Genomic DNA, 13,987 nt, shown 5'->3' on the forward strand with positions numbered 1-13,987 from the left:
TCCCGTCCGATCAGCGGCGGCCGGCGAGGAAGCGGGCCATCTCGCGCTGAGGTTCGCCGGTGCCGTAGGCCTCGCGGTGCACGCGTTTGGCTTCTGCCATGGCATCGGTGAGGTCGTCGTCTTCGAGGCTGCGGAGGCGGTTCTTGGTCAGGCGGACTGCACCCGGAGGAAGGAGGCTCAAGCGCGAGGCGAGTTCCTGGGCGTAAGCCAGCGTGCCGCCGTCGTCCGCCAAGTAGTTAAGGAGGCCGAGGTGCTGAGCTTCGGCAGCGTCCACGAGTTCGCCGGTGAGGACGAATTGGGAGGTCTTGGACTTGCCGAGGATGCTCCACATTGCCCAGATGCCGGTGATGCTGGGGATGCCGGAGAGGACTTCGGGCTGGCCCATGCGGACTTTGGAGTCGCCGACGCGGAGGTCTGCGAGCAGCGAGTACTGGAAGCCGGAGCCGGCGGCGACGCCGTTGACCGCGGCGATGGTGATCTGGTCGAGGTTTCGGACGGCGCGGTAGAGGCGGTCGAAGCCGTCGATCCAAGCTTCCGCGGACTCGTGGTCCTCGGGGTTCATGGATGCGGTCTCGGCCAGGTCCTGACCTGCGCAGAACGCGCGGCCGCTGCCTGTGAGGATGACCGTGCGGACTTCGTCGTTGCCTTTGAGGCCTTCCAGATAGTCGATGAGTTCGCTGCGCATGGCCTCTGTCCAGGCGTTGAGCTTGTCCGGGCGGTTCAGGGTGATGGTGGCGATGGGGCCGGTCTGTTCGAAGAGGACGTCCTGGGACATTGGGGAGTTTCCTTTGGTTCGTTGGGGTTTCTTGAGTCCCATCTGACCATCAGGGAATGTGACCCGTCTAACATCAATATCTACTCGCCTTGATACCAAACTGATATGGTGCGGCGATGGACCTCCACCATCTCAAGTATTTCGTGGTGCTCTCCGAGGAGCTGCATTTTGGCCGCGCAGCCCAGCGATTGCACATGGCCCAACCGCCACTTTCGCAACGGATCAAGGACCTGGAGAAAGAGCTCGGGGTTCAGCTGTTTCACCGGCGGCGCACCGGCGTGGAGCTGTCTGAAGCGGGGGCTTTGCTGTTGGAGCATGCGCGTGGGGTGCTGGATCACGTGGCGATGGCGCAGGAGTCGATGCGGCGGATCCGGCCCGGCGCCTCGGGCGTCCTGCAGGTGGCGGTACCGCCGGACACGAACCCGGTTGCCCTGTCCACGATGGTTTCTTCGTTTAGCTCGCTTGCCCCTGATGTTCTACTCAACCTGCACGAGCTCACCACGGTTGAGCAGGTTGAGCGACTACGCGACGGCGAACTGGACGTTGCGGTGGTGCGTCACCCTTTGAGCAGCGTAGGTTTTGAGTCGGGGCCGTTGCATTCCCGGGCTCTGGGGGTGGTGCTGAATGCTTCGCATCCGCTGGCTTCATTGGAGGCCGTGCGGCTGGGTGACTTGGCCGGGAGTCCGTTGATCATCTTCCCGCGCCACATGGCCCCGACCCTGTACGACTCGTTCCTGCACACGTGCCGCGACGCCGGGTACTTGCCTGCGGCGATTGTGCACGCAAGGAACCAGCACTTCACGCACGGGCTGATCATGGCCGGCCGCGGGGTGCACTTCAATGAGGAGCCGTGGACACCGTTGCCTTCAGGGATTGTGTGGCGGCCCTTGGTTGGTGATCCGTTGGCTTGGCGGACGTCGGCGTTGTGGTTGAAGAGTAGGCGGGCAGCTGAGACGGACGCGTTTGTTGCCGCCGTGGGGGCTGGGTTGGAGGCAGGTGGGCACGGGTGAGGAAAAGCAACGATGATGTGCAAGCGACAAGATTCAACGCATTCAACAGTGAGCAGAATCATGGTGTGAGAATCAACTCCCTGTAAGGTTTGGCCTTATGACTGCCACCTCTTCGCGGCGCATCATTACTGCTGCGTCGCTCGCACTTGCCTTTGTCGCAACCCCCGTATCGCTGTCCCCAGCGTCAGCCCTTCCGTCAGTGCCGAACGCTATAGCCGTAGGGTCTTATCCGTCCAGCCTGGCAGTGGATCCTGTAACCAGGACCGTTTATGTCGCTAATTCGTACGACAACACTGTTTCCGTAATAAATGGCGGAAAAGTGACGGATACAATCACGGTCGGAAACAGGCCGTGGGCTGTGGCAGTCGACCCCGGAACACATACTGTCTATGTCACCAATTCCTATGACGACAACGTTTCCGTAATTTCCGGAAACCGAGTGACCAGCACCGTTGCGGTCGGCGATGTACCGATGGGAATCGCTGTTGATCCAAAAACCCACTCGGTCTACGTCAGCAACTTCGAGGGAAGTTCGGTATCGGTCATTTCCGGGACTTCCGTGACAAGTACAATCAAAGTCGGTCGGAGACCCTATGGTGTAGCAGTTGACACTGGAAATGACACGGTAATCGTCGCGAACAGAGTCAGCGAGACGCTGTCAATCATCAGCTCTGACAAAGTTGTGAAGACCCTTCCAGCGGGGCTGAACCCAGCTTCTGTTGCAGTCGATCCCGGGACACATAAGATTTACGTAACGAATGAGACCGGAGGTGTGGACGCGGGCGTTACAGTCATCAACGGCGATGGCACCTCCGTGAAAGTACCTTTACCAGGGCGACCCAACGGGGTTGCTGTCGATCCAGTCACTCACTCCGTTTTCGTTGCCGACAATCTGAGCGGGCAAGTCTTGGCTCTTAACGACGGAAAGCTTACTTCCAACTTCAGCGTGGACTGGTATCCGTCCGCTGTGGCGATTGATCCAACATCACACACCGTTTATACGACCAACCCCAATGCAGGAGCTGTATCTGTCATTGATGGTCGTCTGACCGCCTTTGGACCGGTCTTTAAGGCCAGCACCCCGGCGGGCACCGGGTCAGTGGGGGCGTCCTACTCGTACACTTTCGCTGCCACGGCTGAGCCTCCGGCCAAGTTCAGTATTGCTGGTGGTTCCCTGCCCCCAGGGCTGACTTTGGACGGCGCGACGGGAACGCTCTCCGGTACGCCGACCACGGAAGGTCAGTTTGTTTTCAAGGTCGCGGCCAGTAACATCATCGGGCCCGATGCGGTCACATCTAATCTGACGATCACTGTGCTTCCAAAGACGCTCCCGAAGGACTTCAACGGTGACGGCTATTCCGACGTCATGGCACGAGGTGCGTCCGGCGCGCTCTGGCTCTACCCCGGCAACGGCAAAGGCGGATGGCTCACACCTGTTCAGATCGGAACTGGCTGGAACGCTATGACATCGGTTACTGCTGTGGTCGATTTCAACGGTGATCGTAAGTTGGACGTCTTGGCCCGGGACACCGCAGGCAGCCTCTGGCTCTACCCCGGCAACGGCAAAGGCGGCTGGCTGACGGCCACCAAGATTGGCAACGGCTGGAACTCCATGAGCGAACTCACCAGCCCCGGAGACTTCAACGGCGACAGCTTTACAGATCTCCTCGCCCGCGACAGCGCAGGTGACCTCTGGCTCTACCCCGGCGACGGCAAAGGCGGCTGGCTCACGCCCTCCCGCATTGGAACCGGCTGGAACTCCATGAGCGAACTCACCAGCCCTGGAGACTTCAACGGCGACAGCTTCACTGACCTCTTCGCCCGCGACACCGCAGGTAACCTCTGGCTCTACCCCGGCAACGGCAAAGGCGGCTGGCTCACGCCCTCCCGCATTGGAACCGGCTGGAACTCCATGAGCGAACTCACCAGCCCAGGAGACTTCAACAGCGACAGCTTCACAGATCTCCTGTCACGCGATTCCGGCGGATACCTCTGGCTCTACCCCGGCGACGGCAAAGGCGGCTGGCTGACGGCCACCAGAATTGGCACCGGCTGGAGTGGCATGTCTCAGATCAACTAGCTCAAACTCTTTTTGACTCAAAATATCGATAACCAAATACCCAACCAACGTAAGGTTTGGCACTTATGGCCGTCAAAGTCCTTGGACGTGTCGCCGCTGCAGTGGCACTTGCACTAACGTTCCTTGCAGCTCCCCCCATGTCAGCTATCTCCGTGGCCGCACCGGCCCTGACGGACTGGGTGCCAGTCGGCAAGGCGCCCATCGGGGTTGCCGTGGATACAGCCTCAGGAGTTGTATATGCCACAAATTCCGGCAGCAACACTGTTTCAGTTATTCAAGGGGATACCGTAACCCACACCATTCCAGTCGGTGACAGGCCTCAAGGTATTGCCGTAGATTCATCCACGAACACGGTGTACGTTGTGAATTCAGCTTCTGGAACCGTCTCGGTCATCAATGGAACCTCGGTGACTGCAACTATTTCCGTTGGGGGCGCTCCAGTGGCCGTCGCGGTGGACCCGGGGACACACATTGCGTACGTAACGGACTGGAGCAGCGCGGCAGGCATCAACGACCCCCATCGGGTGGCAGTCATCAAAGACGGAAAGGTGACTTCCCGCATCGCAGTTGGCCACTACCCGTCAGACGTTGCCGTAGATCCAGGGACTCATGCCGTGTATGTCACCAATCACGGAAGTGGAACTCTTTCCATCATCAAGGGAGGAGTGGTGACAAAAACGATCAAACTGTCAGGCGACTACAGCTTCCCGCAGGGCGTGACCGTCGACCCGATCACTCATACCGTCTACGTGGCCAATGAGATCACCCAAGGAGTCACTGTCGTCAAAAACGAGGCAGTAACATCCCAAATTTCAATCGCAGGCGGCGCCCGCGATGTGGCAGTAGACCCTCAGACGGGAACTTTGTTCGCAAGCGTCCCAAACGGCGGTGGAGAAGGCCTCGTTGCCATAAACGGAGGTGAGGTAACTCAGCGAATCACCACGAACTCGGATACTTTCGGTATTGCAATTGACCCCAAGTCCCACACGGTATTCGTCGCCAGTTCACGGGACGAAGTCTTGATTTTGGACGGTAGCACCACCTCGGTCGTCCCAGTTATTGCTCCCCCGGCGACGCCTCCGACAGCAACGGTGGGCTTCGAGTATTCATATAGTTTTGGGGTCACCTCTGCACCGCCGGCTCAGATCAGCATCGTTTCCGGGTCGATTCCGCCAGGAACTACCTTCGACTCGAGGACAGGAGCTCTGACTGGCCAGCCAACGGCGGCCGGAAAGTTCACCTTCAAAATCTCTGCAACCAACGTCCTCGGGACAAGCGCATCCTCGCCCACAGTGACCATCACGGTGCTTCCAAAACCGAGGACCATGGACTTCGATGGGGACAACTTTCCGGATGTCATAGCGAGAGACTCCTCAGGGTCGCTTTGGCTCCATCGAGGCCGTGGTGACGGCGGGGAATGGGGCCAAGTGCGCATAGGAACTGGGTGGAATGTGATGTCGTCAATCACAACCTCCACAGATTTCAACGGTGACCGCAACATGGACCTTCTGGCTCGCGATGCCTCCGGATCATTTTGGCTCTATCCGGGTAACGGCAAGGGCGGGTGGCTCCCCCAGACAAAGATCGGTTCCGGCTGGAACGCCATGAGCGAAATTTTCAGCCCTGGAGACTTCAACGGCGATACTTTCGCCGACATCGTCGCCCGTGACAGCGCCGGATCGCTATGGCTCTACCCGGGCAACGGAAAAGGCGGATGGCTACCCCAAACCAAAATCGGCTACGGCTGGAACGCCATGAACGAACTCACAGGCCCAGGGGACCTCAACGGCGATACTTTCGCCGACATCGTCGCCCGTGACAGCGCCGGATCGCTATGGCTCTACCCGGGTAACGGAAAAGGCGGATGGCTACCTGAAAGCAAAATTGGTTATGGCTGGAACGAAATGAACGAAATCACGAGTCCCGGTGACTTCGACGGCGACACTTTTCCGGACATACTTGCCCGCGACAATTCCGGTTACCTGTGGAACTACCCAGGAAATGGCAAGGGCGGATGGCTCTACCCTGGTGTCATCAGCACTGGATGGAAGGGCTTGTCGCCGATTCTCTAAACCCGCGGTGGTGCGGGCGTACGGCGGCGGGCTCGGTGAGCGGACTCTCCTACCCGGCCAGCCGCCGCTGCGGACGTTGGCGCAGGGACATCAAGGCGAGGGCGTACATCAAGCCGCGGGCCGCACCGAACAACCATGGGAAGGGCAGATCGAAGCCCAACCAGAACACCGCTTCCACAGGCAGGAGGGCCAGGCCAAGAACCAACCCGAATCTACGTCCCTCCCAAGCCAGCCAAGCCGCCCACGATGCTGCCAGGACTACAACGAGGAACACCATGAGCAGCGTCACGAAGGCCCAGCTTTCCAGTCCGTCCCATGGACCCGCGTACATCGGGAACAGGTCCATGAACATCGGCAGGTACCCGTTTTGCAGGAGGTGGATGCTTACCGGAATCGCCGGAATTCCGAAAGCCGCAGCGTAGATCCACGTCAGCACGGCCGCCACGCGCGATTTCTGCATAGCCTTCCTCGTTTCGACCCGCCCTGGCTCCGGCCCATCCCCAGAGAAGCCGCTTAGAACCAGTGTGGAGCAGTCCCTACATCCGCGAAAGAGGCCAACTATTTCGCGCCCAGAGCCTGAAGATCCCCGATTCCCTTAGTGACGGCTGGAACCTCAGTCACCGTGCTTCTGTTCCGCGCCGACTCTTCGACGGCGGCCAGCACCCGCTGGATCTGCAACCCGTCATCGAACGACGGCGATGGCTGGCTTCCGTCGCGAACGGCAAGGAGGAAGTCGCGGACCTGGTGCGTGAAGGTGTGCTCCCAACCGATGACGTGCCCCTGCGGCCACCACGCCTCGAGGTACGGGTGTTCGGGCTCATTGACCAGGATCCGTCGGAATCCTTGCTCCCGCACGGGAAGCGTGGCGTCCAGGAAACCGAGTTCGTTGAGGTTCTCCAGATCGAACGTCAGCGACCCTAGTGAGCCGTAGATTTCGATCTTGAGCGAGTTCTTCTGCCCCGTGGCCACGCGAGATGCTTCCACCGAGGCACTGATGTTTCCGGTCATTCCCAGAGTGGCCCATGCGGCGTCGTCGACTGTCACTTTCTCCAAACCATCCGGGCCGGGACGCTCAGCCACAAAAGTCCTCAACGTTCCGGTCACCTCGGTGACGGTTTGGCCCGTGAGGTGCTGGACCTGATCGATCGCGTGGGAGGCAATATCTCCCAGGGCGCCCGAGCCGGCTGTCTCCTTCCGAAGCCGCCAACTCATGGGAGTTTCGACGTCGGACAGCCAGTCCTGCAGGTAGGCGGCACGGACGTGCCGCACAGTTCCGAGACGGCCTTCGGCAATCAACTCCCGAGCCAAGGCCAGGGCAGGAACGCGGCGGTAGTTGAACCCGATCATCGACTGCACACCCTGCTCCCGAGCCGAAGCAGCCGCGTCGGCCATCAGCTCAGCTTCTTCCAGAGTGTTGGCGAGCGGCTTCTCCACGAGCACATGCTTCCCGGCAGCCAGAGCTTCCAGAGCGATCTCCGCGTGCATCCAACCGGGCGCGCAGATATCCACAATGTCGATGTCGTCCCGTGAAATCACGGACCGCCAGTCAGTGGCGGACTCCGCCCAGCCGTACTTGGCAGCGGCCTCGGCCACCGCCAAGGCGTCCCGGCCAACCAGCACTTTCTGCTCGAAGGCCGGGACGTCGAAGAAGCTGGCCACGTTCCGCCACGCGTTCGAGTGGGCCTTCCCCATGAAGGCGTAACCGATGGCGGCCACGCCCAAAGGACGGCCATTGGGAAGAAGTGTGGTCATCTTATTAGTCCTCGAACCAGCCCCGCGAAGGGTTGGAAACCTCGGGTGACTCTCGGAAGACTCCGGGCTGGGCAACCCAGCCGACGCCGTTGGCGATGACTCTCTGGATCTGCGGCTGGTGGTACACCGGGTATTCCTGATCGCCGGGGCTGAAATAGAAGATCCGGCCCTTGCCCCGCGAGAACGTCACGCCTGAGCGGAACACCTCTCCCCCGGTGAACGAGCTGATGAAGATCAGGTCGTCGGGTTCGGGAATGTCGAACAGTTCGCCGTACATTTCCTGCTGCGGAATGACGATCGGGCTCTCAATGCCGGCTGCGATCGGGTGTGACGGCTTGACCGTCCACACGAGTTCCCGTTCGCCCTCGTTGCGCCACTTCAGCGAGCAAGTGGTCCCCAGCAAGCGGGTGAAGATCTTGGCGAAGTGCCCCGAGTGCAGGACCACCAGGCCCATGCCGCCGAGCACATGCCGCTGCACGCGCTCCACCACTTCGTCAGCGACTTCGCCATGCGCAATGTGCCCCCACCACAGCAGCACGTCGGTCTGCTCCAGCACCTCTTCAGAAAGCCCGTGCTCCGGATCGGCAAGTGTCGCCGTCGAGATTTCGGAGTCCGGGTAGAAACCGCGCAGACCGGCGGCGATGGCGCCGTGGATCCCTTCGGGATACATTTCGCCGATCGTGGAGGGCTCGTTGCGGGCCTCGTGGACGGCCTCGTTCCAGACGACAATCTTCAATTTCGAATCAGACATTTCAGAGCACCACTTCACGTTGTTCGAGGGCGGATTTGTAGCAGGCATCGAGCACCAAGGCCCGGCTGAGGGCCAGCGAACCGTCGTGGCTTCCCCACACGGTCTCGCCACCGCGCACGGCGGCAATGAAATCGTCGACGACGGCCTGGTGGGCTCGCCCGGGTTCAGCCACCACCTCGAAGTCAGCGTTTTCGCCGTCCTTCTCGGTGAAGACATGGACGTCCGCTACCGGGTTCTCGGAGGCGCCAACCGAGCGCAAGTCCGCTCCGCCGTCGGTCCCGTAAACGGTGAAGTCCATCAGGTCCCGCTCGTCGCGGTACGTGGCCCATCCGGCTTCCAAGATCAGGGTTCCGCCCCCTTCCAGCCGGATGAACGCGGAGGCGAAGTCTTCCACTTCAAACTTGTGGCTGGAGTTCGACGCCGTGTAGCGGGCATTGCCGCCGAGGCCGCGCGGGCCAAGTTCGGAGTGGGTGGACGCGGAGACGGCCAGGACTTTCGGCTCGCCGAGGAGGTGCAGCGAGTAGTCGAGTACGTGCACGCCGATGTCGGCCAGCGGACCGCCGCCGGCGAGCTCCGGGTTGGTGAACCAACTGCCCAGCATCGGAATGCCTTGCCGTCGGAGCCAGGATGCCTTGGCGTAGTACGGGCGACCCAGCGTGCCGGCGTCGATCACTTCTTTCAACGCCTGAATGTCGCCGCGCCGGCGGTGGTTGAACGCAACGTCCAGCACGCGGCCAGCCTTGCGGGCGGCGTCCACCATCTGTTGACCCTCGACGGCGTTGCGCGCCAACGGCTTTTCGCTCAGCACATGCAGTCCCCGCTCAAGAGACGCAATGGCGATGGGCGCGTGCAGGAACGTCGGCACGGCGACGCTGACGGCGTCGAGGCCTTCAAGCCCGATCATGTCTTCCCAGCGGGCGAACGCGTGGGGAATGCTGTATTCCTCCTTCAGCTGGGCAAGAAGGTCAGCTTCCATGCCGGCGACGGCGACAATTTCGACGCCGGGGATGGTGCTGTACGCCTTGAGGTGCTGCTGGCCGGCCCAACCGATGCCCACAACTCCCACCTTGAGGGTTGCGGACGGGTCCTGCTGCTGAATGCTCACGTTGTTCCTGTTCTTTCTGGGTTTACTAGGTTTGGGGTTAGCCCTTGACGGCGCCGGCCGTCATGCCGGAAACGATGCGCTTCTGGCACACGAGCACCAGGATCACGAGCGGCACCGTGATGATCACCGACGCGGCGCTGATGGTGCCGAGGGGTTGGTCGAACTCGCTGGTGCCGCTGAAGAACGCAATCGCCACCGGGACCGGGCGGGCTTCGGGCGAGGTGGTCAGGGTGACGGCCAGGAGGAATTCGTTCCAGACGGAGATGAACACCAGGATCGCCGTCGTCGCCAGGCCGGGGACCGCCAGCGGCAGGATGACCTTCCGGAAAGCGACGAACGGGGTGGCGCCATCCATGTACGCGGATTCCTCCAGCTCACGCGGGATTTCTTTGAAGAACGACGTCAGCGTGTAAATGGCCAACGGCAACGCGAACGTCAGCTTCGGGATGATGAGGCCCAGCAACGTGTCGTACAAGCCGATCTCGCGCCAGATGGAGAACATCGGGGCAGCAATGGCGATGGCCGGGAACGTGGTGACCGAGAGGATCAGCGTAAGGATCATTGCCTTGCGGCGCATCTTCAGCCGGGCCAGCGCATAGGCGGCGAAGGATGCGAACACCAGCGCCACTGTTGTAGTCACGACGGCGATAATCACCGAGTTGCGCAAGGCCAGGAGGAACTCGGGGTTCTGAAAGACCACCAGATAGTTCTCGAGTGTCGGCTGGCTCGGGAAGAGCTCGCCTTGGGAAAGGCTCGCGCCCTTCTTCAGCGAGGTGTTCACCAGCCAGTAGAACGGGATGAGCGAGAAAGCCATGACGGCCACAACGAACACCCACACCAAGGGGTGCAGTTTCGATTCCCCACGCAAGCGACGCTTCGGTGCCTTGGGGCGCGTGGCGAGTTCCGGCGTCGGGCGTTCTGCAGTCAGTGTGCTCATTGTTCCTCCTTCGCGACGTCGCGGATGTTGCCGCCGGCGAAGCGGACGTAAATGACCGAGACCACCATGACGGTGAGGAAGGTCAGGATGGACAGCGCCGAGCCTTCGCCCACCAGCCGGTTTTCGCGCAATTGCGTGTAGGCGAGCATGGACATGGATTCGGTGCCGTTGGCGCCGCGGGTGAGGACGAACGGCAGGTCGAAGACGCGGAGGGCGTCCATGGTGCGGAAGATCGCGGCGAGAACAATCGCCGGGCGCAGGAGCGGCAGGGTGATGTTGACGAAGGTCTGCCATTTGCTGGCGCCGTCGAGTTCCGCGGCCTCGTACGTTTCGGCGGAGATGACCTGCAGGCCGGCCAGGATGATGAGCGCTGCGAAGGGCGTGGTCTTCCAGACGTCGGCCATGACGATCACGGCCATCGCGTAGCCGTGCTCACCGAGCCAGACGACGTCGCCGCCCGGCAGCCCGAGCGTGGAGAGGACATTGGTGACCAGGCCCATGTTGGGCTGGAACATCGTTTGCCAGGTGATGGCGCTGACCACGGTGATGATTGCGTACGGCAGCAGAACCACGGTGCGCAGGACGGCGCGGCCCTTGAACGCGAGGTTGAGCAGCAATGCCATGGCCGTGCCGAGAATGAGTTCCAGGCTCACAGAGAGGCCTGCGAAGAGGAACGTCTGGCCGAAAGCCGCCCACCACTCTTGGCTTGCGAGGGCGTTGATGTAGTTTTCCAGACCCACGAAACGGGAAAGGCCTGCGGTGCGGACGCTGTACTGGTTCAGCGAAAGCCAGATGGCGTAGCCGATGGGCACCGCCGCCACCAGGGCCATGATGACCAGCGACGGGGCGGTCATGCGGAACGCGAGCTTACGCTCGGCGCGGTCGCGGCCGCTTGTCTTCGCTGGGCCGCGGCTTGCCGGGATTGTTCTGAGTGCCATGACTAGAAGCTCGCCTTGGCGGTGGTGATTTCCTCGGCCATCTTCTTCACGGCTTCCTCAGTGGAGGCGGTGCCGGAGAGGACGGCGTAGACGTTCTTGTAGATCGCCTGCGAGATCTGCGGGTAGACCGGGGAGATCGGGCGCGGTTTGGCGCCCTTCACCGAGGCGAGGAGTTCCGTGGCGAACGGCATCTTCTGCAGTACCGCCGGGTCAGAGTAGGCAGCTTCGTTGACCGGGGCCTGCGAGTAGTCCATGGCCACGTGCTTCTGCCAGTCCGGGGTGGTGGCGAAGTCGATGAACGCGACAGCCCCAGCCTGGTTGGTGGAGTGGGCCGAGATCGCCAGGTTCCAGCCGCCCAGCACGCCGGAGGCCTTGCCGCCTTCCCATGCGGGCAGCGGCGCGACCGCGAAGCTTGACGCCAGCGGTGTCGCGTTCAACAGCCGGTACACGTGCGGCCAATTGCGCTGGTATCCGAAGTCGCCGGACTCGTAGGCCAGGCGGGCCGGGTCTTCGTTGTAGGTGAGGACGGCGCGGTCGGCTGAGCCGTTCTTGAGGCCGTCGCTCATGAAGTTGAGGACGTCGCGGGTTTCCTTGGAGTCGATTTTGACGTCGCCCTGGTCGTTGAGCACCTCACCGCCTGCGCTATAAAGCATTTCGAGGAAGTTCACGGTGAGGCCCTCGTACTGCTTGCCCTGGTAGACGTAGCCGTTGCCGGGAGCCTTGGCGGCTTCCGCGTAGAGCTGCTGCCAGGACTCGGGCTTGGCTGCCTTGTCCTTCTGGTAGTAGATCAGTCCTGCGTTGGTGAAGAACGGCGAGCCCCAGTACTTGTCTTCATACTTGGTGGTTTCCACAGTGGAGGGAATGAGCCGGTCCTTGTTGGCTTCGACCAGCTTGGTCTGGTCCAGCAGCCAGCCCTGGGAGGCGAACTCGGAGGTCCAGATGACGTCCGTGATGAAGAGGTCGCACTCGGTGGACTTAGCCTCGAGCCGCTGCACGATCTGCGTGCGGGCTTCATCCGTGGTGGCGCCGATCTCCGTGTACTTGGCCGTGACCTTGCCACTCGCCTTGGTGAACGCCTCCGCCGTGCCCTTGTAGATGCCGCTCGCGTCCTTGACGCCGCAGATGTTCACGGCACCGCTGGCATTAGCGCCCGACGCCGGATCGGCAGCTGCCGCTTGTTCGGCACCTTGGGGTGCTGCTCCCCCGCCGCACGCGCTGAGGAAGAGGGCTGCTGCTATGGCGGTCGCCGCTAGCGTCGTGCGGTTTCGTGGGGCTTTGTTCTGACTCTGGAGCGGGAAAGCAGGTCGGTTCAAGTCCACAAGTGGCTCCTTTGGGGTCTGTGGGCGGTGGCATTCAGTACGCGTTCGGGTTGTCCCGCGTGCTGAGGGTGGCTTCTTTGCCGGTAGTTCTTTTTGATCCGTGGAATCGATTCCAAATGCTGCCTTGAAAATCGGCCTTTCGGCCGTGGAATCGATTCCAAAGTAGTGTGACAGCGACCACTAAGGGCTGTCAACCCTCTTTATTTGGTGGAGTCCCGGATAACGAGTTCGTGCGGGAGGAAGGTTCTGCCCTTGCGATGTGCGTCTGGGATTGTCATGCGTTCCAAAAGTTCAGCGAAGGCTACGCGGCCCATCTCGTAAGCCGGCTGCCTGACCGTCGTTAGCTCTGGGACGCACATTTCTGCCTGGGCGGAGTCATCGAAACCTGCCACAGCGATGTCATCAGGGACTCGTAGTCCGGCGTCGGTCAGTTCACGGACGCAACCGGCTGCGACTACGTCGGTGCCGCAGAAAACGGCGTCGGGGCGGTCTTTTGCTTTGAGAAGCTTCTTAGCGAGCGTACGCCCGGCGTGGAAGCCGAAGTTGCCTTCGCCGAACAGGATCTGCTCCTCTTCCAAGCCTGCTTCCTCGAGTGCCTGGCGGAAGCCTTCTTCCCTCAGGCGGCCCGAGCGGGCACCCCTGTGGGCGATCATGGCGAGCTTCTTGGCACCGGTATCGATCAGATGTTTAGTGATGTCGTAGGCGGCTTGGCGGTCATCGATCGAAACACCGAAGGCCGCCTCGGCGTCGACGATTTCACAGACCTGGATCACGTTGAGTTGTTCGGCGACCGCGTTGACGTCTTCGTCCGGCATCGTCGGCGAGAAGATCACCAATCCATCCACGGAGCCGTTTCGCAGCATGTCCACGAGTTGCTGCTCTCGATCAAGATCCCCGTCGGTCGCTGCGATAAGGCTGACATAGCCCGAGTCGGCCGCAGCATCGCCGACACCGCGGAAAACTTCGCTGATCACGAGGGAGTCGAGGTTCTTGGCCAGTGCCAGGACACGCATTGTTCGGTCTCTTCGGAGATCCCTAGCTGAGGCGAGAGGACGATAGCTGAGCTCGCGGATGGCTGCGTTGACCTTCTCCTTGGCCGCCTCGCTGACAGCCGGGCTTCCGTTCAACACGCGCGACACCGTGCCAACGGATACACCCGCCGTCCTGGCGACGTCCTGAACTGTCGGCCGAGCCATTCGTTTGTCCTTCCGCGAGCATCTCTGCGGCTTCTGCGCAATTGCCCTGGCT

At 61.4% G+C, this 13,987-nt stretch carries 12 protein-coding genes and 1 pseudogene; 4 read left to right on the forward strand and 9 right to left on the reverse strand.

Features of this window, described 5'->3' with window-relative positions; genetic code table 11:
- Nucleotides 1-10 precede the first annotated feature (10 nt).
- Nucleotides 11-775: an enoyl-CoA hydratase/isomerase family protein gene (locus QF015_RS11755; protein WP_429389195.1), complete on the reverse strand. Its 765-nt coding sequence runs from the start codon at nucleotides 773-775 to the stop codon at nucleotides 11-13.
- 116 nt (nucleotides 776-891) lie between these two features.
- Here QF015_RS11755 and QF015_RS11760 point away from each other — a divergent pair, with 116 nt between their 5' ends.
- The 4 genes and pseudogenes from QF015_RS11760 (at nucleotide 892) to QF015_RS11775 (ending at nucleotide 5,937) form a co-directional block, all read left to right on the forward strand.
- The gene (locus QF015_RS11760; protein ID WP_429389197.1) at nucleotides 892-1,785 is read left to right on the forward strand and encodes a LysR substrate-binding domain-containing protein; all 894 of its coding nucleotides are present in this window, start codon (nucleotides 892-894) and stop codon (nucleotides 1,783-1,785) included.
- Between the two features lie 97 nt (nucleotides 1,786-1,882).
- Nucleotides 1,883-2,143 (forward strand): annotated as a pseudogene (locus tag QF015_RS11765) (YncE family protein); the annotation flags it as partial.
- Between the two features lie 609 nt (nucleotides 2,144-2,752).
- The gene (locus QF015_RS11770) at nucleotides 2,753-3,865 is read left to right on the forward strand and encodes an FG-GAP-like repeat-containing protein (protein ID WP_429389508.1); all 1,113 of its coding nucleotides are present in this window, start codon (nucleotides 2,753-2,755) and stop codon (nucleotides 3,863-3,865) included.
- Between the two features lie 137 nt (nucleotides 3,866-4,002).
- Nucleotides 4,003-5,937: an FG-GAP-like repeat-containing protein gene (locus QF015_RS11775; RefSeq protein ID WP_429389510.1), complete on the forward strand. Its 1,935-nt coding sequence runs from the start codon at nucleotides 4,003-4,005 to the stop codon at nucleotides 5,935-5,937.
- A gap of 49 nt (nucleotides 5,938-5,986) precedes the next feature.
- Here QF015_RS11775 and QF015_RS11780 read toward each other — a convergent pair whose 3' ends face one another.
- The 8 genes from QF015_RS11780 to QF015_RS11815 form a co-directional block, all read right to left on the reverse strand.
- Nucleotides 5,987-6,397 (reverse strand): hypothetical protein, encoded by a 411-nt coding sequence (locus QF015_RS11780; RefSeq protein ID WP_429389199.1) that lies wholly within the window; start codon nucleotides 6,395-6,397, stop codon nucleotides 5,987-5,989.
- 98 nt (nucleotides 6,398-6,495) lie between these two features.
- Nucleotides 6,496-7,689 carry a Gfo/Idh/MocA family protein gene (locus QF015_RS11785; RefSeq protein WP_429389201.1) on the reverse strand — a complete coding sequence of 398 codons (1,194 nt, stop codon included), beginning with the start codon at nucleotides 7,687-7,689 and terminating at the stop codon, nucleotides 6,496-6,498.
- A gap of 4 nt (nucleotides 7,690-7,693) precedes the next feature.
- Complete coding sequence (locus tag QF015_RS11790; protein WP_429389203.1) at nucleotides 7,694-8,440, reverse strand: ThuA domain-containing protein; 747 nt, start codon at nucleotides 8,438-8,440, stop codon at nucleotides 7,694-7,696.
- A gap of 1 nt (nucleotide 8,441) precedes the next feature.
- On the reverse strand, nucleotides 8,442-9,545 hold the full coding sequence (locus QF015_RS11795) for a Gfo/Idh/MocA family protein (protein WP_429389204.1): 1,104 nt from the start codon (nucleotides 9,543-9,545) through the stop codon (nucleotides 8,442-8,444).
- Between the two features lie 37 nt (nucleotides 9,546-9,582).
- Nucleotides 9,583-10,482, reverse strand: a complete 900-nt coding sequence (locus tag QF015_RS11800; RefSeq protein ID WP_209759330.1) for a carbohydrate ABC transporter permease — start codon at nucleotides 10,480-10,482, stop codon at nucleotides 9,583-9,585.
- Nucleotides 10,479-11,420 (reverse strand): carbohydrate ABC transporter permease, encoded by a 942-nt coding sequence (locus tag QF015_RS11805; RefSeq protein WP_429389206.1) that lies wholly within the window; start codon nucleotides 11,418-11,420, stop codon nucleotides 10,479-10,481. The genes QF015_RS11800 and QF015_RS11805 overlap by 4 nt, the downstream gene beginning before the upstream one ends.
- Before the next feature lie 2 nt (nucleotides 11,421-11,422).
- Complete coding sequence (locus QF015_RS11810) at nucleotides 11,423-12,739, reverse strand: ABC transporter substrate-binding protein (RefSeq protein ID WP_429389208.1); 1,317 nt, start codon at nucleotides 12,737-12,739, stop codon at nucleotides 11,423-11,425.
- Between the two features lie 200 nt (nucleotides 12,740-12,939).
- Nucleotides 12,940-13,935 carry a LacI family DNA-binding transcriptional regulator gene (locus tag QF015_RS11815; protein ID WP_429389210.1) on the reverse strand — a complete coding sequence of 332 codons (996 nt, stop codon included), beginning with the start codon at nucleotides 13,933-13,935 and terminating at the stop codon, nucleotides 12,940-12,942.
- Nucleotides 13,936-13,987 lie beyond the last annotated feature (52 nt).

It is taken from the genome of Paenarthrobacter sp. TE4293, assembly GCF_050435325.1.
Lineage (GTDB): Bacteria > Actinomycetota > Actinomycetes > Actinomycetales > Micrococcaceae > Arthrobacter > Arthrobacter nitroguajacolicus_C.